The 17,844-nt window shown below is 50.2% G+C and carries 14 protein-coding genes; 5 read left to right on the top strand and 9 right to left on the bottom strand.

The annotated features are described in order from the left end of the window. Positions 1–23: 23 nt before the first annotated feature. The 3 genes from BUB38_RS03240 to BUB38_RS03250 are packed head-to-tail and all read right to left on the bottom strand — an operon-like array spanning position 24 to position 3,390. Entirely contained in the window at positions 24–1,295 is a 1,272-nt protein-coding gene (locus BUB38_RS03240) for an argininosuccinate synthase (protein ID WP_073156974.1), read from the bottom strand. A gap of 50 nt (positions 1,296–1,345) precedes the next feature. Beyond that, positions 1,346–2,284, bottom strand: coding sequence for a monofunctional biosynthetic peptidoglycan transglycosylase (mtgA, locus tag BUB38_RS03245; RefSeq protein ID WP_073156976.1), 939 nt, complete (start codon positions 2,282–2,284; stop codon positions 1,346–1,348). Further along, positions 2,284–3,390 carry a CHC2 zinc finger domain-containing protein gene (locus BUB38_RS03250; protein ID WP_073156979.1) on the bottom strand — a complete coding sequence of 369 codons (1,107 nt, stop codon included), beginning with the start codon at positions 3,388–3,390 and terminating at the stop codon, positions 2,284–2,286. Before BUB38_RS03250 ends, mtgA begins: the two co-directional genes overlap by 1 nt. Before the next feature lie 97 nt (positions 3,391–3,487). Here BUB38_RS03250 and murB point away from each other — a divergent pair, with 97 nt between their 5' ends. Further along, on the top strand, positions 3,488–4,417 hold the full coding sequence (gene murB / locus BUB38_RS03255) for a UDP-N-acetylmuramate dehydrogenase (RefSeq protein WP_073156983.1): 930 nt from the start codon (positions 3,488–3,490) through the stop codon (positions 4,415–4,417). 2 nt (positions 4,418–4,419) lie between these two features. After that, complete coding sequence (locus BUB38_RS03260; RefSeq protein WP_073156986.1) at positions 4,420–7,170, top strand: TIGR02171 family lipoprotein; 2,751 nt, start codon at positions 4,420–4,422, stop codon at positions 7,168–7,170. Here the strand turns inward: BUB38_RS03260 and BUB38_RS03265 are convergent. Beyond that, positions 7,162–7,608 carry a VanZ family protein gene (locus BUB38_RS03265; protein WP_073156989.1) on the bottom strand — a complete coding sequence of 149 codons (447 nt, stop codon included), beginning with the start codon at positions 7,606–7,608 and terminating at the stop codon, positions 7,162–7,164. The genes BUB38_RS03260 and BUB38_RS03265 overlap by 9 nt on opposite strands. A gap of 26 nt (positions 7,609–7,634) precedes the next feature. Then, positions 7,635–7,976: a hypothetical protein gene (locus tag BUB38_RS03270; protein WP_073156992.1), complete on the bottom strand. Its 342-nt coding sequence runs from the start codon at positions 7,974–7,976 to the stop codon at positions 7,635–7,637. Positions 7,977–8,037: 61 nt separating this feature from the next. Here BUB38_RS03270 and BUB38_RS03275 point away from each other — a divergent pair, with 61 nt between their 5' ends. Beyond that, positions 8,038–9,231: a class I SAM-dependent rRNA methyltransferase gene (locus tag BUB38_RS03275; protein ID WP_073156995.1), complete on the top strand. Its 1,194-nt coding sequence runs from the start codon at positions 8,038–8,040 to the stop codon at positions 9,229–9,231. Positions 9,232–9,283: 52 nt separating this feature from the next. Here the strand turns inward: BUB38_RS03275 and BUB38_RS03280 are convergent, their stop codons facing one another. Together BUB38_RS03280 and BUB38_RS03285 are read right to left on the bottom strand one after the other, a co-directional pair. Further along, complete coding sequence (locus BUB38_RS03280) at positions 9,284–10,741, bottom strand: family 16 glycosylhydrolase (RefSeq protein WP_083541881.1); 1,458 nt, start codon at positions 10,739–10,741, stop codon at positions 9,284–9,286. Between the two features lie 149 nt (positions 10,742–10,890). Further along, on the bottom strand, positions 10,891–12,288 hold the full coding sequence (locus BUB38_RS03285) for a tetratricopeptide repeat protein (protein WP_254794865.1): 1,398 nt from the start codon (positions 12,286–12,288) through the stop codon (positions 10,891–10,893). A 202-nt stretch (positions 12,289–12,490) separates the two neighbouring features. On the opposite strand from BUB38_RS03285, the gene BUB38_RS03290 reads away from it, so the two are divergent. Next, positions 12,491–12,694, top strand: coding sequence for a hypothetical protein (locus tag BUB38_RS03290; protein WP_073157004.1), 204 nt, complete (start codon positions 12,491–12,493; stop codon positions 12,692–12,694). An 82-nt stretch (positions 12,695–12,776) separates the two neighbouring features. On the opposite strand, the gene BUB38_RS03295 is transcribed toward BUB38_RS03290, so the two are convergent. Both BUB38_RS03295 and BUB38_RS03300 read right to left on the bottom strand, forming a co-directional pair. Beyond that, entirely contained in the window at positions 12,777–13,769 is a 993-nt protein-coding gene (locus tag BUB38_RS03295; protein ID WP_073157007.1) for a GSCFA domain-containing protein, read from the bottom strand. Positions 13,770–13,782: 13 nt separating this feature from the next. Beyond that, positions 13,783–16,560, bottom strand: coding sequence for a glycosyltransferase family protein (locus BUB38_RS03300; protein WP_254794866.1), 2,778 nt, complete (start codon positions 16,558–16,560; stop codon positions 13,783–13,785). Positions 16,561–16,920: 360 nt separating this feature from the next. On the opposite strand from BUB38_RS03300, the gene BUB38_RS03305 reads away from it, so the two are divergent. Beyond that, positions 16,921–17,751 carry a phosphatase PAP2 family protein gene (locus BUB38_RS03305; RefSeq protein ID WP_073157009.1) on the top strand — a complete coding sequence of 277 codons (831 nt, stop codon included), beginning with the start codon at positions 16,921–16,923 and terminating at the stop codon, positions 17,749–17,751. Positions 17,752–17,844 lie beyond the last annotated feature (93 nt).

The raw sequence follows: 17,844 nt of genomic DNA on the forward strand, positions 1-17,844 counted from the left end.
GAACCATGGGGTTCCCTTTGCTACTACTTATTCGGGAGCTTCACTTCCTTACCGAACTTGACGTTGGTCTTGTTCTTGAGGAGGAGAGCGCGAGTCTTCAGCGGGAGGCCGAAGCAACGGATGAAGCCAGTAGCGTCCTTCTGGTCGTACATTTCGACATCAGAGAAGCCACCGAGGTTCATGTCGTACAGGCTGTAGGGGCTCTTCATGCCAGCCGGAATGATGTTGCCCTTGTAAAGCTTGAGGGTAACTTCACCGGTAACAACCTTGTTGACTTCGTCATAGAAGGCGTCCATGCACTGGCGGAGCGGAGTGAACCACTGACCATTGTAAACCAGGTTTGCATAGGTCATAGACATCTTCTGAGCTTCGAACAAGGTTTCCTTGTCGAGAACCAGCTGCTGCAGGCATTCGTGTGCCTTGTACAGGAGGGTGCCACCCGGAGTTTCGTAAACGCCGCGGCTCTTGAGGCCGACGAGGCGGTTTTCAACGATGTCCAGGAGACCGCAAGCGTTTTCGCCACCGATCTTGTTCAGAGTTTCGAGGAGTTCAACTGCGTCCATCTTCTTGCCGTTGACGGAAACCGGAGTACCCTTGTCGAAGCCGATGGTCACGTGAGCCGGCTTGTTGGGAGCCTTTTCGTAGGTAGCGGTATGCTTGAGCATATCGTACTTGTGTTCCTTGTCCGGTTCTTCCAGGATGCCACCTTCGTGAGAGAGGTGCCACAGGTTGCCGTCTTCGGAGTAGATCTTCTTCTTGCTGATGCCGTTCAGAGGAATCTTGCGGGCGGCAGCGTAGTCAATAGCGTCTTCACGGCTGTGGATGTTCCACTTGGAGTCCTTCCACGGAGCGATGATTTCGAGGGTCGGATCGAGAGCGGCGTAGGTCAGTTCGAAACGGACCTGGTCGTTACCCTTACCGGTTGCACCATGGGAAACAGCGTATGCGCCTTCCTTCTGAGCGATCTTCACCTGATACTTGGCGATGAGGGGGCGAGCGAAAGAAGTACCCAGGAGGTAGGTGTTTTCGTACTTGGCACCAGCACGGACGGTGGGCCATACGTAGTCTTCGAGGAATTCCTTCTTGAGGTCCAGGACGTAGCACTTGGAAGCGCCAGTTGCGAGAGCCTTCTGTTCCAGAGCCTTAGCATCCGGGAAATCGTTCTGACCGAGGTCAGCAGCGAAAGCGATCACTTCGCAGTCATAGTTTTCCTTGAGCCAGGGGATGATGATAGAGGTATCGAGACCACCGCTATAGGCGAGGACGACCTTCTTCTTGGAATCTTTCTTAGCCATTTTATTGTCCTTTTAAGAAAAAAAATTTAGACGTTGAAAATATAGCACTTTTAATGATTTTTGAAAGCCTTCGCCTTAACCTTCTTTTCGGTTGCAGGCTGTGGTTGAGCCACAGGAGTCAACGGCTGCGCAGGAGGAGCCATCAACTGCCTCAGGGAATCCACAAGAACGCTATCCTTCTTGGGGAACATATTCTGATAGATAACAGCACGGCGCTTAGCCATGAACTGGCTCTCCCTCATATTGGGGTGATGCTTTGCCGGTGCCGCAAGCATGGCGGCCAGATTGATGGCCTGGTCTAGACTGATCTTGGAGCAGCTCTTCTTGTAATAGGAAAGACAAGCCTCCTGACAACCAAAGATATCCTTGCCCCACTGGGCGTAGTTCAGGTAAAGTTCCAGGATTCGGTCCTTACCCAGTTCATGTTCCATCAACAAGGCATAGGCCAATTCCTTGAACTTACGATCAAAAGAACGCTCACCGCTAAGGAACAGGTTCTTGGCCAGCTGCTGTGTAATGGTAGAACCGCCAAACTTAGTCTTCCCGGCCATCTGGTTTGCATCCAGGGCTTCCGCAATGGCGCGAATGTCAAAACCGGGATGGAAATAAAAGCCGGCATCTTCGCTGGCAATAACCGCCTTACGCAGATGGGTGCTTATAGAATCCAGCGGTACATAGGTATGTCTGATTTGAACATTTGGATTGGAATCCCTCAAGGCTTCCATGTACTTGGAATTCTCGGGTTGAGTAACCTTCAGTTCCTCAACACTTTCATAAATGTCATAGCCGTAGATGAAGACACGATAAATCAAGTAGCTAGCCGCCACCGTAAACGCGGTAGAATAAATAATGCAGATCAACAGGGCCTGTCGGAGGATAAAGTTGATCAGCCTATAAATCCACTTGATAATGAAGGCCAAGATCCGGATGACCAGTGTACCCGATAGCCACTTGAAAAAATCTCTAATCTTTCCAAAAAACTTCTTCATCACTTCTTTCCTCCAAACCAGTCATTAATGTCCTCGCCCTCTTTCATGGCCGTCGGCAAACCCTCCATGCCTTCACCAAGAATCACACTTCGAATACCAGCCTGAGTAAACAGGTTACCGATATATTCCATACCGCTTCTCCCAGCTTCGTCATGATCAAGACAGAGAACCACATTCTTGTTCTTAAAGTAGCTTAGCCATTCCACCTTAAAGGATCTTACTCCCGGAATACCTACAGCGTTTATCTTCTGCCCCAAAAAAGTCAGCGTGTCCACACAACCTTCACAAAGGTAGACCCAGCCGGGCTTTTCATCCAGCGCCGAAAAATTATAGGGGAAGGGAACCGTAGACCTCAAGTTCATTTCCTTGGGAACCACGGAACTGTCAATCGCGCGAGACTGGAAATAGAATGCCCTGCGCTCCTTATCCAGATAGGGGAAAATCAGGGGATGCTTGTAGTAACGCAGGTTGCCCTTGTCGTTAAACAGCCCCACATACTTCAAAACCTCGACACCAAAATCCGCTTTCAGGCTGTTGTTTACCGCTTCGTAATCCGTAATGGTTCGAAGGAGCATACGGTCCCACACCGGCTTATAGATTCGACGCTTGGCCAACCAACGGGCAGCGGGAGTATTGTCTACAGGACTGAGACGTTTCAAAAAAGAAAGGACAATACGCTTGCGATCTTCTTCGGGAACAAGTTCCTTGAGATCCGGTTCAGCAGGAGGTGCCGCAGGCACGCTTACCTGACGTCCATTGATTATGGTTCGCAAGCCGGGGCCATCGGAACGGGAAACAGGCTTTTGCGCATTGCCAGGCACCAGGAACGGATACTGTTCCATAAGCCAAGCCAGGGCCTCGGTAAAAGAACAATCCCGTACAATTTGCACAAGCGAAATCACATCGCCGCGAATATCATCGCAAACCCAGCAGCGGAAATACCCCCGTTCCTCAGAAACTGAAACAGAAGGAGTTCTATCTCCATGGACATGGCGCTGTGGACAAAAACAGCGGCATTTACCCCGCACCACATTCACCCCAAGGCTCTGGGCCACGGCAGTGATAGAAATGGAGGCCTTGAATTGTTTCAGTTCTTCGTTGGTCATTTAGATTATCAAAATTTAAACGTCTATAAGTATAACAAAATCACATTCAAAAAAATCAAATTTCATGCAATTCATAACCGATAACTATATTTGAGAAATGGTTATCTTAGAAAATGAACCCATGAGTAGGCACACCTCCTTCAAAGTCGGAGGAGAGGCCCGCTATTTTTTCAAGGTGGAATCCGTAGACGAAATCCTCGATGTGCGGAAACGACTGGCAGACCAGAACCTCCCCTTTTTCGTTCTTGGTAACGGAACAAACTTGTTGGTTTCCGACAAGGGTTTTGGCGGCGGAATCATCACCCTGGGGAAATCATTTTCTGAAGTTCAGGATCTTGGAAATGGCAAGTTCAAGGTTGGAGCAGGCGTATCCCTCGGCGCATTTGCGCGCAAATCCATTAAGATGGGTTACAGCGGGATACACAAGCTAGCCGGTATTCCAGGAACGTTAGGTGGAGCCATCTACATGAACGCAGGCGCATACGGTCAGGAAATCTGCCAGACTTGCGTAGAAGTAGAAAGCCTTGACGCCAATGGGACCGTACATACACGAACCGCAGCCCAGTGCGACTTTGGCTATAGGCACAGCGGTTTTCAGGTTTCCTCCGACGACCGTGCCAAAGGTCAAGCTGAAATTATCTTGTCCGCAACATTCCAGTTAGAACCTGCAGAGATGTCCGGCAAAGATAGCTACACTCTGGAAACCGAAATGCAGGAGTGCATGGCCAAGCGCAAGGCAAGCCAGCCCTTAAATATGCCCAACGCAGGTTCCACATTCAAACGCCTTGACGTTGGTGCCGAAGACATGCCTCAGCAAATCGCTCCAGGCTATTACATCGAGCAGGCAGGACTCAAGGGCCACCGCATTGGCGGAGCAGAAGTCAGCACGGTTCACGCCAACTTCATTGTCAACGCAGACAACGCCACCGCTTCAGACATCAAGGCTCTTAGCGAGTACGTTCAACAAAAAGTTTTCGAAAAATTCGGAATTCAACTGAAGAGAGAAATCATTTTACTTGGGGGGTAACAATGTTGCGGTCTCTTTTTCTTCTGGCACTGATTTTTATCTGTAGCTGCACAGACACCACCTCATCTGAATCCACATTCGTAGAGGATTCAGACATTGACGGTTTTATTTTAGTTCGGGCATCAGGGTCAGACGGATTTGTAGGAACAGACGACAATTCCGCAAAGGCCAATGAACGCCCCAAAATGAAGACCACTTTCTCTTACGACTTTTCTATGGGAAGGCATGAAGTCACCTGCGGCGAATTCCGAAAAGTCATGAAGGAAGAACTGGGATCGAAGTCCCCTGTCCAGAAATGCGAAAATGATTCTCTCCCCATCGTGAACGTCACCTATTTCGACGCCATCGTCTATGCCAACGCCCTAAGCAAAAAGGAAAAACGGGATACGGCTTACACCTACACCACCAAGACCTTCGATAGCGATGGACACTGCACAAGCATTATAAATTTGGCATTGAACACCGGCGCAAACGCTTACCGCCTCCCCACCGAAGCCGAATGGATTTTTGCAGCAAACACCAGCTGGGATTTAAACAAATCCTGGAACGCCGACAATTCCGACTACAAGACTCACAAGGTCTGCAAGAAAGCCTCTGGCAGCAAGGATTTCTGCGACATGGCAGGCAATGTCATGGAATGGGTAAACGACTGGCTCGATTACCCGCAAGACACGATCATGGACAACTACGTCGGGCCTTACGAAGGCAATTCCCTTGGAGAACGCATCGTAAAGGGTGGCAGTTTTCGCAATCCCAAAAGCGCAATCAGCTTGTTCAGCCGCGGTGATGTCTACACAGTCACCTCTTCGACAAAAGCCGACTACGTCGGTTTCCGCCTCGCCTTCGGAAAGATTCCTTCGCCTTCCTGGCTAAACGGCAGCGGTCTCATGACCGAAAGCAACATCAACATGATCTTAAGCCCAGACGCAATTAAAAAGCTAACGGGAACCTACAAAACAAAACTCGTATTCCGCAACGACATTACAGAAAGACTGGTCTATATCGACTACTCCTTGACCAAGACCAAGATTGTGGAATTTTACGATACCGTTTCTGCCTATCATCCGGATATTTCCCCCGATGGGAAATACGTCGCCTACTGTACCAAGCCCGAAGGCGTTCCCGGAAAGTCTTCGATTTACGTAAGAGAGCTGAATTCCAACAACCGTACCATCCACAAATTAGACGTAGAAGCCGCTGCAATCCCCCGCTGGCAAGTATCCTCTAACGGCGATACGATTATCGTTTACGTTACCAGCCAACAAAGCAACAAGGACGAGGCACAATTCAAGTCTAATTCCACTTGGCAAGTTTCCTTTAGAGACGAGACTTTCGGCACACCCAGGAAAATCATAGACGGAGCCTACCACGGAGGCGTTAGCGTAGACCGAAAAATCGCCGTCACAGGGGCCCAGCTTTTAAGAACGAAATTCGCCTACGGAAGAACTAGACTAACCAACTCTTCCAAGGATTCAATCTGGTACAACAAGGAACAGGCTTGCAACGTCAGCCTTTCTAAAGACAGCACCCGAAGAACCCTTTTCCTGGACTTCGCCTCGACCACCGGCAAAAAATTCGTTGGGAAGTCCTACCATACTCATGAAAGAATGTTCATCGCCGACAGCACCGGCAAACTGATAAAGAGCGTCGGAGCCCCCAGCAAGAAAACCTTTGATCACACCGAATGGGTTTCCAAGAATTTTGTAATTGCCTCCCTCACGAACGCAAACGAAGTACACGAAAAAATCGCCCTGGTCAATATCAAGGACAGCAGTACAACTGAACTTGTAGAAGGAGATGAACTTTGGCATCCCAGCATGTGGTTTGCTGCAAGACCAGTCCCAGATACTACAATTGACCAAGATAGCGCAGGAACCTACCTAGTAGCAAACGACGTCTGGTCCTCAGTCATCATGCGTTACAAAATGGAACTGCTCTGGAGGTACATCGACTCCATGGAAGTGGCCCTCATGGGATCATCACGTACCTTATATTCCTTAAGCCCATATCTGCTGAAAGACGATTTCTTCGCCGTAAACCTAGCCCACGCCCCCAATTCTATTTACGCCACCAAGGATTACCTCAATAAGTACATCTACAAGAATGCCAAGAAGCTAAAGTATATCGTACTTTCTATCGACATTGACTTCTGGTGGAAAACAGACGGAAAGGGCAGCGATAATTTCTTCGCCGTCAACGCTCCCAATTACCCCGGTTATGCGTACGATGCCAATCATGACTATTGGGCTAAAGGCATTCCCGCAGGTCTGTTAGACGCCACCGAAAACGGCCTCGGCGTAGAAGACGCTCACAAGTACACAACAGACAAGGGACGTCTTTTAGGAATCCCCTGTCAATCCTGGGGCGAAACCGCTGAAGTCGAAGCGGACTCCACGATTTTCGACAAGAATCCGGAGCTTCTGGAAAATTCGATGAAAGCCTTGAAGTCTATTCTCAAAACTGCCGCCAGCAAGAAAATCAAGGTCGTGGGAGTCATCTTCCCGCAGAATCCAAAGTACAAGAAGACAGGCGCTTTCGGAAGACACGGCATGAAAAGAAGCACTGCCAAGGAAGTCATCAGTCAAATCAAGAATCTGACCAAGGAATATCCGAACTTCGTCCTGCTTGACGAAAACAAGATGGGCGATCATGACTATTCCAACAGCCTGGCCTACGACAACGACCACCTCTGCAGCGAAGCCACCTACAAGATTACAGCCCGAGTGGATTCTGTACTGAAGACCCTAAAGTGATTCTTCGGAATCCGGAGATTCATCGGATTCCGTTTGGGGCAGCGGATCATAACGGTTCAGGATTTTCACAATCAGAACGTAGACGGAACCGCCAATAAGACCTCCAAGCGTATCTGCAATCAGATCCATGGCATCGCAGCTACGGCCTTCTACAAAACGCTGATGGTATTCATCGGTGCAACCGTAGGCAAGAGCCAGCAACATTACTATAACAACACGAAACCAGGATTTAGCCGTCCATTGGCCACGAGTCCACCACATACAAAAGCACCCTGCCAAGGTGGCATATTCACAAGTGTGAGCCAACTTGTCCCAAACATGAGGGAGCCCCTCCAGTTCCGCCGAGGTCATTGACGAAAGTTTAAAGATAATCGCCATGCAAAGGATTGCAGGAATCTTACGAAAGAAAGGGTATTTTTGAAACAGGGATTCAAACATAGGTCAGTCTTATATTGAAATAAAAATCATTTTTTATAGCGTCTGCGCCATTCATCCAAAGCTTCAGCACATCCTTCAGTCTTTTTCAGTAGGACTTCGTCAAGAGATGCGGCTTCCCTCCTGGGAATATAGACAATATAGTCAGCAGAGTGTTCTCCACAGAAAACAGAATCCTCTCCAAGAGCATCTACTTCTTTCTGAAGCCTGCTGCACAGGCTTTCCATATCACGGGTAGACACGCCACTAAATTCACCATCGTAAAAAAAGGCCGTCGGTCCTGTCGCAGACGTTCCACTATCGGAGCAACCACAAATAGCATGCAAGAACCCAGTCAGGACCATCAGCCCCACAATGTTTTTCCTATCCATTTAACAACTTCCAAATTTTCGCGACAAAGATACATTTTATTCAATTTCTATATTTTAAAGCATGAAAGCAATTACCTTGAAAGCCGGACGCGAAAAGTCAGCCCTCCGTTACCATCCCTGGATTTTTAGCGGAGCTATCGACGAAGTGACAGGCGATCCCCAGTTGGGCGACGTCGTAGAAGTCTACAGCTACCATAGCGATTTTTTGGGCCTTGCCGCCTATTCCCCCAAGTCCCAGATTCGTGGTCGTTTCTGGACCTTTGGCGAAAAGCAGAACATCGACCGAGACTTCTTCAGCGACATTCTGGATCGAGCCATTGCCGCACGCAAGAGCCGCGGCTTCGACATCGCCGACAAGGACGTGGCATTCCGTCTGATTAACGCCGAAAACGACGGCATTCCCGGTTGCATTATCGACAAGTACGCCGACATCTACTCCGTAGAAATTCTGGCAGCCGGCGCCGAAGTGAACCGCAAGATTATTTACGAGCTGTTGGCCGAAAAGACTGGCTGCCGCGGCATCTATGAACGCTGCGATTCCGACGTCCGCAAGAAGGAAGGTCTTCCCCTCCGCACTGGCGTGGTCTACGGCGAAGTTCCCGATGAACCTGTAGTCATTAACGAAAACGGAATTCTCTTCCCCATCGACGTGAAGAACGGCCACAAGACCGGATACTATCTGGATCAGCGTGACGCCCGCCGTCGTGTTGGCGAACTGGCCAAGGGAAAAAAGGTGCTGAACTGCTTCTGTTATACAGGAGGCTTCGGCCTTTACGCCCTTCGCGGTGGCTGCGAAAAGGTTTATCAGGTAGACGTTTCCAAGGACGCTCTGGCTCTGGCCAAGGAAGGCATCATGCGCAACAAGCTTTCTACCGCCCACGCTACCCACGTAGAAGCAGACGTATTCCAGTATCTGCGTAAGTGCCGTGACCGCGCCGAGACCTTTGACTTTATCGTGCTGGACCCGCCCAAGTTCGTGGAATCCAAGGACAACTTGCAAAAGGGTTGCCGCGGGTACAAGGACATCAACCTGTTGGCCATGAAGCTTCTGGCCGAAGGCGGTATGCTGGCAACCTTCAGTTGTTCCGGCCTTATGGAAATGGACCTGTTCCAGAAGATTATCGCCGATGCCGCAGCCGATGCCCACCGTCGCGTACAAATTATCGAACGTTTCGGCCAGCCCATGGACCATCCGGTAAATACAGCCTTCCCCGAAGGACAATACCTTAAAGGTCTGCTGGTCCAGGTGATTTAAAAAATCATATAAAAACAAGAAGTCCAAGGTTAAAAACCTTGGACTTTTTTTATTACTGTTTGCGGCCTCTCAAATCGAAAATTTTCGATTCCCCGGCTCCGTTTCCAAATTCCACGTAAAGCATTCCGTTCTTGCGGAAAATCCGGCTTCCATACGCGTTGCCAATTTCGCGACCTGCTACCCGAAGATTTCTAACGCCAATAGACAACGTGGAGTCCTGTTTCGTGGTATCCTGCGTTACTGTATCCTTGGCCGTTGTGTCGGCACCGGGAGCCACATATTCGCTAGGCTTCATGATGCGCCATTTCTGATTCCATTCCCAGCTATCGTTCCAGTCTTGCACCACGCGGGCACCGTCAGAGGTTGAACGCAGGTAATGATTGCTATGGAGCATCTTCAGACGGTACTGATTGCTGTACTGATTTTCAAAGACAACCTTCTGGTGATTCTTGCCGTTCCAGGCGTACACACCGGCAGTAACGCCAGGATCCGTAGTTTCGTTAGGCATTTCCAAAGTCATGTCACCAAAGTCCACACGGAAGGTATTGGCAGAACCCAGCGGCTTGATAATGGCCACAGACTTTTCATCGGCGCAGTCCCCTAGAACCAACTTCTTTTCGTCGCTAGGCTGCATGCAAGTCTTGAAGGCTTCATTGTAGAAAATCACCGTATCAGGCTTTGCCGGCTTAGCCTTCCACACACGAACCCAGTCCGCCTCAAAGTAGGCCGGATTATTCGCGGTCACCTCGATGTCGTTTCCGGCCCATCCGCCCACAGCCAGGTTCACAATAATGTACTGAGCCGACAACTGCTTGATTTCTGTGGGGCGGTTATAACTGGCAAACTTCTTGTCATCAAAGTAGAAGTTCAAGTTTGACTCATCCCATTCCACCGCATAGGTGTGGAAGTCTGCGGAACGGTCTACGTTATCATCCTTGTGTCCGCCAAAAGAAGCCTCGTGATCCCAGGCGGAACCATGGTCATTGTACCAGCTAGGGTTTGTATAATGCAAATAGTAATGATGCTGCTTTCGGGATGCAGGAATTTCAAGGATATCGATTTCGGGAGGCCAGCCGTCCTGCAAAGTCCAGAAGGCAGGCCAGGTTCCCTTGTGCTTGGGTGCCTTGAAGCGGCCTTCGATGTAGCCGTACTTCACCTCGAAATGGCCGCGGGTATCAATGGCCGCCGAAGTATAGTCTACGGGAATCTCCTTGCCATCAAACTTTGCGGATGCGGGAGCCTTGGGATGTTTTTTCGCCTCGGCCTTAAGCATCAGCTTGCCATCCTTGACGATAACGTTCGCCTCGTCACAATAGGCCCGGTGATTGTGAGTGTGTCCCCAGTTGTACGTGGGATTCCACTTGCTGGTGTCAAGAGTGTTGCCGTCAAAGTTGTCTTCGAAGACCAGTTCCCAACCGCTAAAATTTGCAGGGGGGTCAGCCACCGCTACAACAGTCATAGCACAGGCAACGCAAGCCAGCGCCTTCAAGTTCACTCCAGAATACTTCATACCCATCCTCGCCTGCGACACCCAAAACACCAATCCCGCAGGCACACCCCAAATATAATGTCAAACCGTCTACATTCAAAGCGAAAAGATTTTCACAAACGAAAAAGCCCCCGCAAAGCGGGGACTTTTCTATGGTCTAAACAACAAACTTAACGAACGCGGCGGGGCAATTCCTTGGCGTGCTTTTCCAGCCACACGGCATCTTCCAAGGCACGTTCGGCTTCGGTAGCCCAATCGGAATCCGGGAACTGCTGGACTACTTCACGGTAGCGGGTGACAGCGCTGTGGAAATCTCTGAGTTCGCGGTAGACATTGCCAAGCTGGAGCATAGTAAAGTAGCGTTCTTCAGGATTCTGTTCCGTTTCCAGCAAAGCCTTGTACATCTGCAGTGCCATTTCATAGCTGCCGGCGCCAAAGAGCAAGTTGGCATTGGCAATGGTCGGAACAGCAGAAGGTGCGGCAGCCACATCGGACTCTTCCGTTTCTTCAGCAGCCTTAGGGGCAGAAGCCTCGACAGCCTTTTCAGACTTGTCCATCCTTTCGGCCTTCACATCCTGCTTTACTGCTTCGGCAGTTGCAATCTTTTCTTCGGTCTTGGAAGCTTCAGCCTTTGCAGCCTTGATTTCAGCCAGACGTTCCTCGGCAGCCTTGCGGTACTTGCCGTTAGGAGCAGCCTTCTTCATGTAGTTAGCCAGGAACTTCACTTCTAGGTCAGACTTGTTCATCTTCTGATAGACACAAGCCAGGAAGTAATTGGCATCATTGCCTTCTTCCTTATATTCCAGACCCTTCTTCAAGTTGAATTCGGCCTTTTCGTATTCGCCCAGCTGGAAGCGGGTCAAGCCAGCGTAGAAATAAGCACCGGCGTGGCCAGGAGTCTTCTTCAGCACTTCGCGCCAAGCCTTGGCGGCATCGGCATAATTACCTTCGGCATACAGAGCCTTACCCTTTTCAAAAGGATCGGAAGGAAGTGCCTGAGCAGTTTCTTCCTTGGCAGGTTCAGCGGCAACCTTGACCGGTTCAGCCTTGGGTTCCACCTTGGTTTCAGGCTTAGGTTCAACCTTCGGTTCGGGCTTAGCTTCGGCCACCGGTTCTGCCTTGGGAGCTTCAACAGCGACAGGTGCCGGTTCGGCAACCTTGACCGGTTCAGCGGCAGGAGCGGGTTCAACAGGAGCGGCAACCTCTTCTGCAGGAGCGGGATTATTCTTGGGATCCTTGGCGCGTTCGGCTTCGGCCTTAGCCTTCTGACCCAACGATTCATAAACCTTGGCGGCACCTTCATAGGCGGCACTCATGGCGGGATCAAACTTGTAGGCCAGTCGATAGTTAGCCAAAGCACCGCTATAGTCCTTCATCTTAACACGGACTTCTGCTGCGGCAAAATAGGCTTCGGCGTTCTTGGGCTGTTCAGCCAAAATAGAACGGTATTCACCCAGAGCCATCTCGAAGTTTCCCTGGGCTTCAAAGCGGGCGCCCTGTTCCATTCGGGGATCAGCGGCAAAGGAAAATCCGACTAGGCAAGCAAGTGCAAATGCAGAAAATTTCATATTCATACTGTCAAAAATAACATTTTCAAAACATCTTAACTCATTGACAGTCAACAAGTTACGTGATTTTACAGGCATTTTACATTTTCCCAGTTAGACAATCCCTCCTGCGTTTACCCACCCCTAAAATTTTCCCAAAATTTACATTACCCCAGCCAAAATCATGTTAGTTTTATGAACGTGGAAAAATAGGAGAACACTTATGAGCAAGTTACTTTCTTACTTAATCCCGGGAATCGCCTTTGCGGCACTCCTGGTACTGGTCAACGAGACCTTGGTCCCGGCCACACTCCATAAGGCAGACTGGTTCAACAATTTGATGGCCATCCTGTGCCTGATCAGCCTCATTGTGCCCTGCGTCATCTACTTTGTAAAGACGCCCCCCGGACGAGGCGCCCAGCCCTAGGACTTTAATATTTGTGGGGTCCGCAAATTAACAATGCAGACTTAAAAAAGAAATAGGCGAACGCATAAGCGTCCGTCTTTTTTTATAGCGAAAGGAAGTACGTCTTTTCGGCACTTAGGTCCAGCCCGGGAATCCGTTTTTCAAGATCCTGGGCAATGTCCAGATGTTTCAATGCAAACGCCTTGTTCATGGAAGAAGCCGCATCGACGATTCTGTGATTGGCGGACTTCAAAAACTTTTCAACCCGCTTGACATTTTCCCGAACAGCCTCGTCAAAATACGTTTCCTGCAGGCGTTCAAAGATGTAATCTTCCGCCACCTCGGAAAGGTGGATCATGTCGGAATCGTAAAAGCGGTAGTCCCGCAATTCATCCAGCACAATCTCGTAACTGGGGAAATATTCAACCTGCGGATTCGCCTTCACCACCTGATCCACGGCCAGCAGCAAGGAGGACTTCGAAAGATTGTTCCCGTGAGCGCCATCCTTCAGGTGCCTCAAGGGGGATACGGTAAACACCTCCTTCACGTCGGGATTCAACCGTCTCAAATTACAGACAACAGAATTAAGCGCGTCAGCAGCCCGTTCTACAGAAATCAACTGACGGTCAAACAGATCTGCGTTTCGGCGATGGCAATTGGAAACCACGTTCCCGGTCTGCTTCAAGAAATACACAAAGGCGGTGCCTAAAGTTATAAACACCACGTCTGCAGACTTCAGGTACTCGCGGGCACCAAGAACAGCAGCATTCAACCCCTCGATACAGGAATTTTCATCCTTCGCAGAAAAGGAACCATGAAAGTCCCAGCAGTTCCAATTTTCACCATCCAGGAAAACATTCCCTTCCTGCACATCCCGGGCCGAATAGGTTTCGCCGTTGACAATGCGCTCCACCATATATTCGATGGAAAGGGGATTGTAGATGATCCCGAAGGGATTCACCAGAGTCCTGAATTTCAGACGGGTGAATTTTTCAGAAATGTTCTGGGCAAAACAAGAGCCTATGAAAGCAAGCTTCCTGGAGTAATCAATCCGTACCGTCGACGGAGGAATTTCTACCCGAGTTTGCAGTTCCATAGGCCCGTTACCATTAACGCTTCTTGATGGCGGCAAATACGCCAACAGCCACCAGCAGAATCAGGGCAGCAAGGCTAACCTTTACAGCGGCGTGGAAAGGAGTGCTTCGATATTCCATGCGGACTTCAGACTTGCCTGCAGGAATTTCTACAGCGCGGAGGGTTCCGAATGCCTTGTAGACCTTGGCTTCAGCACCGTTCACGTAAGCCTTCCAGTACGGATGGTAGTTACCAGCCACCACCATGAAGCCGGGGCGGTCAGCTTCTACGGAGAACACCTGGGTATCCATCTTGGGAGAAGCCACAACCTTTGCAGAACCCTGGATGGGGCCGCTAGCGGCGACGCTACCCTTATAGTCATTAGCAGGAGCTTCGGAAAGAATCACCTTTTCGCGATAGAAGAACTTACCAGATACATCGGCATACTTGGGAGCGGCAGTTTCCTGACGGGGCTCGGCAGCAAGAGCGGAATCCACGGCAGCGCTATCCGTAACAGAGCCTTCCATGGGAGCTGTTTCTGCAACAGGAGACACGGAAACTTCCGGCTGTCTGATTGCAGCCTGTTCCTGCAAAGTCTTAATGGCTGCCGCATCATCCATCACCACAGCTTCGCCAAAGATGTAGGCTTCGCCCATGGCCGTAGGAATAGGCATGTAAGTTGTACCCTGACGGCTGTCGAAAATAATGGCGCCCACATTCATCAAATCCAGGAAGGGGTGAGCAGCCTGAGGGTCGTTAACGTTCATCAGATAGTTAGCGTCCTGCTGACCGCCGCGGAATGCACGGTAGCTAGCCAGTTCGTTATCGTGAATACCATCGGCATTACGCATGTGGTACTGGGGGAACACATTTCCGCTGAGAGCCTTGTTACGGGAAAGAGAAAGAACGCGAGGCGTATTCAGGGAATCAGCCTTGAAGGGAGCCTTTACTGCAGCGATAACACCATTGTTGGGCTGCAGGTATTCAGAAGCGGGAACGTTCTGGATAAAGGCGGCATTGATCATGAACAGGTCCAGAGCGGCAGCCAGAGCCAGCACACCAGCCTTGGCGCCAACACTAGCCTTCCAGCGGGCCACAAACAGGGCAACGCCAATCACCACAAGGACCAGCACGAAACCAGGGATTACCTTGCCGGCGGTGGCATTCATGACGATTTCGTTCAGCGGCTTAAAATACGGAGCGGTAATAGGATCGTTCAACAGTTTCTGGCCGCTCATGAGCATCACACCCAGGAAAGCGAAACCGAAGAGGACACAAGCCTGCACACCGCGATGGGTTCCCGGCAGGCCAGCCTTAAAGGAGTCCACAAAATTGGCAATGCTAAAGGACTTCTTCTGATCATCCAGGCTCATGACACCGAGGCATGCCAGCGCAAAGAGGATCATCACCACAAGGCCTACAGGGCCAATGAAGGTGGTCCAGGCAAAACGGGCAACCACAGCCAGCACCAACAGGATCACATACATGGCCGTACCGTGAAGCAGGGCGCGGCGATCGTCTGCAGCGGCAGCCTGGTCTTCGGGAGTTTCGGCAGCAGAACCAGCAGTCAAGGCCTTAAGAACAGGGCCAGCCATCATCACCAGCAAGAGAGGCAACCAGAACAGTGCCATACCCGGAGCACGGAAGTTCTTTACACCCGGCAGAACGCTATACCACAACTTGAACAGCGGAGAATGGTCGCCCATACCGTAGCTCAGGGCCACAACGGCACCCATACCCCAGAAAGCGGCATAGCGGCGCTTACCCGGCAGGAACAGGCAGAGGAATCCAAGGAAGGTCAGCAAGGCACCGGCATTATTATGGTCCAGCTTAAATGCGTTATGACCCCAATAGAACGGAGAGCCTCCAGCCAGTTTGCGGTACTCGTCCATGGTAAAACCAATGAAGGAACTGCCTTCAATATCGCCAGTCTTTTCGTTCTGTTCGTAAACGTCAACACCAACAAAACCCGGCAACAGAATCTGGGCCATTTCTTCCTGATGCAAGGACCAGCTTACAGCGTGACCGTAATTGGTATGGCCTTCATCGCCACGGACAGACTGGGTGGTGGTATAGAGATAAGGGGGAACAATCTGGAAGCAGGAAATGGCAAGACCAAAAGCCAAACCGATAGCGGCAAGACCCAGACGCTTACCGCGAGTTTTCAGGGCATCACAATGGAAAGCCACTTCGTAAAGAGTATAAAGGCCTGCGCCCCACAGGAACAGGTAAGTCAACTGCAGGTGAGAACCAAGAATCATCCAGGCCACAGACAAGGCCAGCACAACCATATAGGGCAAGCTTCCGCAACGGACTACCTTACGAATTGCAAGCAAGGCCAGCGGGGCAATGGCAAACACCATCATCTTACCGTCATGACCGCCGTAGAGGTAAGTGAAGAATTCCGGAGAGAAGGCATAGAGGCCGCCCAGCAGAACACCCCACCACTTATTTTCGGTCAGGTGCCAGCCCAGGCCAAAGGCGCTCATAAAAGCCACCAGCAAAGTGAGGATGAACTTGAAGCCCACAGCCCTGGCCGGATCCATCAGGAACTGGAACCAGACCAGCGGATGGTAGACGTCGGCAAAAAGAGCGTCGATCGTGGGCACACCGCCCAGGCGGGAATCGTCCCATTCAGTCACGATGACATCGAAGGTACGCAGAATGCGGCTACCGATACCGTTCAGCTGGTCGCTATTCAGCATCAGCTGCGTCGAGTCAAACGCAAAATCGCGGAAAACGATCAATAGAATTGCAAAGAAGACAGCAGATGCTGCCAGGAAAAATACGGGCTTCTTCTGTAGGAAATTCATGGCTTACAATTTAGTAAGAAGCAAACCCATAAAAAAATCCCAGCTAGATCGCCGGGAACACATTTTAGATAAAAATGTTAAAAAAAATTAGTCGACAGTGTTTTCGTCGGTCGCAGTATTCTTGATCAGACAGTAAACACCAAATGCGGAAATGATGCAAGCAGCGGCGATTGCAGCCAACTTAATGAGCTTTGCCATAGTAACTCCTTCGAGAAAAGTTTTGACGATCGGACGTTCAATCCATTAACGTGTATAAGATACTTGTTTTTTTGAGAAAATCAAGTGGCATTGTCAAAAACAACCCCTAAAAAGTCCCATTACACCATTATGGCATCCTATATTTTTTTAGCTTAGGCCCGTATGATTCCGTCCCCCGTAAAAAATCACCCCAGAAAAAGGCTAAACCGACTGATCCTGAGCCTGCTCCTGATTTTTTTCGGCCATTCCGCAGCCAAGACAGAATACACTCTATCCCCCTCCATCGACATTTCACTATCTGTAACGGCACTCCTGGTCACAGGCGGGGGTACCTATCTATATAACCAGATGGAAATTCCCAACGAGCAAGACAAGGTCAATAGGGAAGATCTTTTACCCTGGGATCGCAAATTCGCCGGCAGGTACAGCAGTACCGCAGACCTTATGAGTGACGTTGGAAGTCTGCTAGCCGTTGCGCCATTCGCCATAGGGGGTTCCGCCTGGTATTCAGGCCACTCCAGCAGAGAGGAATTCCTCACTTTTTCAGTTATGTTCATCCAATCCGTATTATTCCAACATGGAATAAACCTGGCTTTCAGATCCCTGGAACTGTGGCCGCGGCCATACACTTTCGCTACCGAAGGTGAAGGGGCTGTAAAGGCAAAAACCGCCAAGGCCGAAGCCTACGGATCCTTCTTTTCGGGGCACGCTTCAGCCGCCTTTACGGTTGCCGTCTTTACCACGGAATGGTTTGACCAAACCTACGGGAACCCAGGCGCCACAAGGGTTGTTCGGGCATTGGCTTTTTCGGCGGCCGCATTCGAAAGCGTTCTTCGGGTAGCAGCAGGCAAGCATTACCCTACCGACATTCTAGTCGGTGCGCTGATCGGCACAGGCGTCAGTTACGGCATTCTCGAGATGCATAAAAAGGGCAGCAATTCCTATTCCTTATGGGTCGCTCCCGGAGCAGTAGGCATCTCTTATAGAATTTGAAAACTTTTTATAACAACCTGTTTAGTCCATCTTGGTATATATTTCAATCCCGTAGACGCAGGGCGGCAAATGTCCACCCACGAATGTGCGTTC

The organism is Fibrobacter sp. UWH5 (genome assembly GCF_900142505.1).
Lineage (GTDB): Bacteria > Fibrobacterota > Fibrobacteria > Fibrobacterales > Fibrobacteraceae > Fibrobacter.

Excerpts from the sequence above, each read along its gene's own strand:
- BUB38_RS03275 (WP_073156995.1), top strand. The coding sequence starts at position 8,038 with ATGAAAGCAATTACCTTGAAAGCCGGACGCGAAAAGTCAGCCCTCCGT.
- BUB38_RS03280 (WP_083541881.1), bottom strand. The coding sequence starts at position 10,741 with ATGAAGTATTCTGGAGTGAACTTGAAGGCGCTGGCTTGCGTTGCCTGT.
- BUB38_RS03285 (WP_254794865.1), bottom strand. The coding sequence starts at position 12,288 with ATGAAATTTTCTGCATTTGCACTTGCTTGCCTAGTCGGATTTTCCTTT.
- BUB38_RS03305 (WP_073157009.1), top strand. The coding sequence starts at position 16,921 with ATGATTCCGTCCCCCGTAAAAAATCACCCCAGAAAAAGGCTAAACCGA.
- BUB38_RS03300 (WP_254794866.1), bottom strand. The coding sequence starts at position 16,560 with ATGAATTTCCTACAGAAGAAGCCCGTATTTTTCCTGGCAGCATCTGCT.
- BUB38_RS03250 (WP_073156979.1), bottom strand. The coding sequence starts at position 3,390 with ATGACCAACGAAGAACTGAAACAATTCAAGGCCTCCATTTCTATCACT.
- BUB38_RS03270 (WP_073156992.1), bottom strand. The coding sequence starts at position 7,976 with ATGGATAGGAAAAACATTGTGGGGCTGATGGTCCTGACTGGGTTCTTG.
- BUB38_RS03260 (WP_073156986.1), top strand. The coding sequence starts at position 4,420 with ATGTTGCGGTCTCTTTTTCTTCTGGCACTGATTTTTATCTGTAGCTGC.
- murB (WP_073156983.1), top strand. The coding sequence starts at position 3,488 with ATGGTTATCTTAGAAAATGAACCCATGAGTAGGCACACCTCCTTCAAA.
- mtgA (WP_073156976.1), bottom strand. The coding sequence starts at position 2,284 with ATGAAGAAGTTTTTTGGAAAGATTAGAGATTTTTTCAAGTGGCTATCG.
- BUB38_RS03290 (WP_073157004.1), top strand. The coding sequence starts at position 12,491 with ATGAGCAAGTTACTTTCTTACTTAATCCCGGGAATCGCCTTTGCGGCA.
- BUB38_RS03295 (WP_073157007.1), bottom strand. The coding sequence starts at position 13,769 with ATGGAACTGCAAACTCGGGTAGAAATTCCTCCGTCGACGGTACGGATT.
- BUB38_RS03265 (WP_073156989.1), bottom strand. The coding sequence starts at position 7,608 with ATGTTTGAATCCCTGTTTCAAAAATACCCTTTCTTTCGTAAGATTCCT.
- BUB38_RS03240 (WP_073156974.1), bottom strand. The coding sequence starts at position 1,295 with ATGGCTAAGAAAGATTCCAAGAAGAAGGTCGTCCTCGCCTATAGCGGT.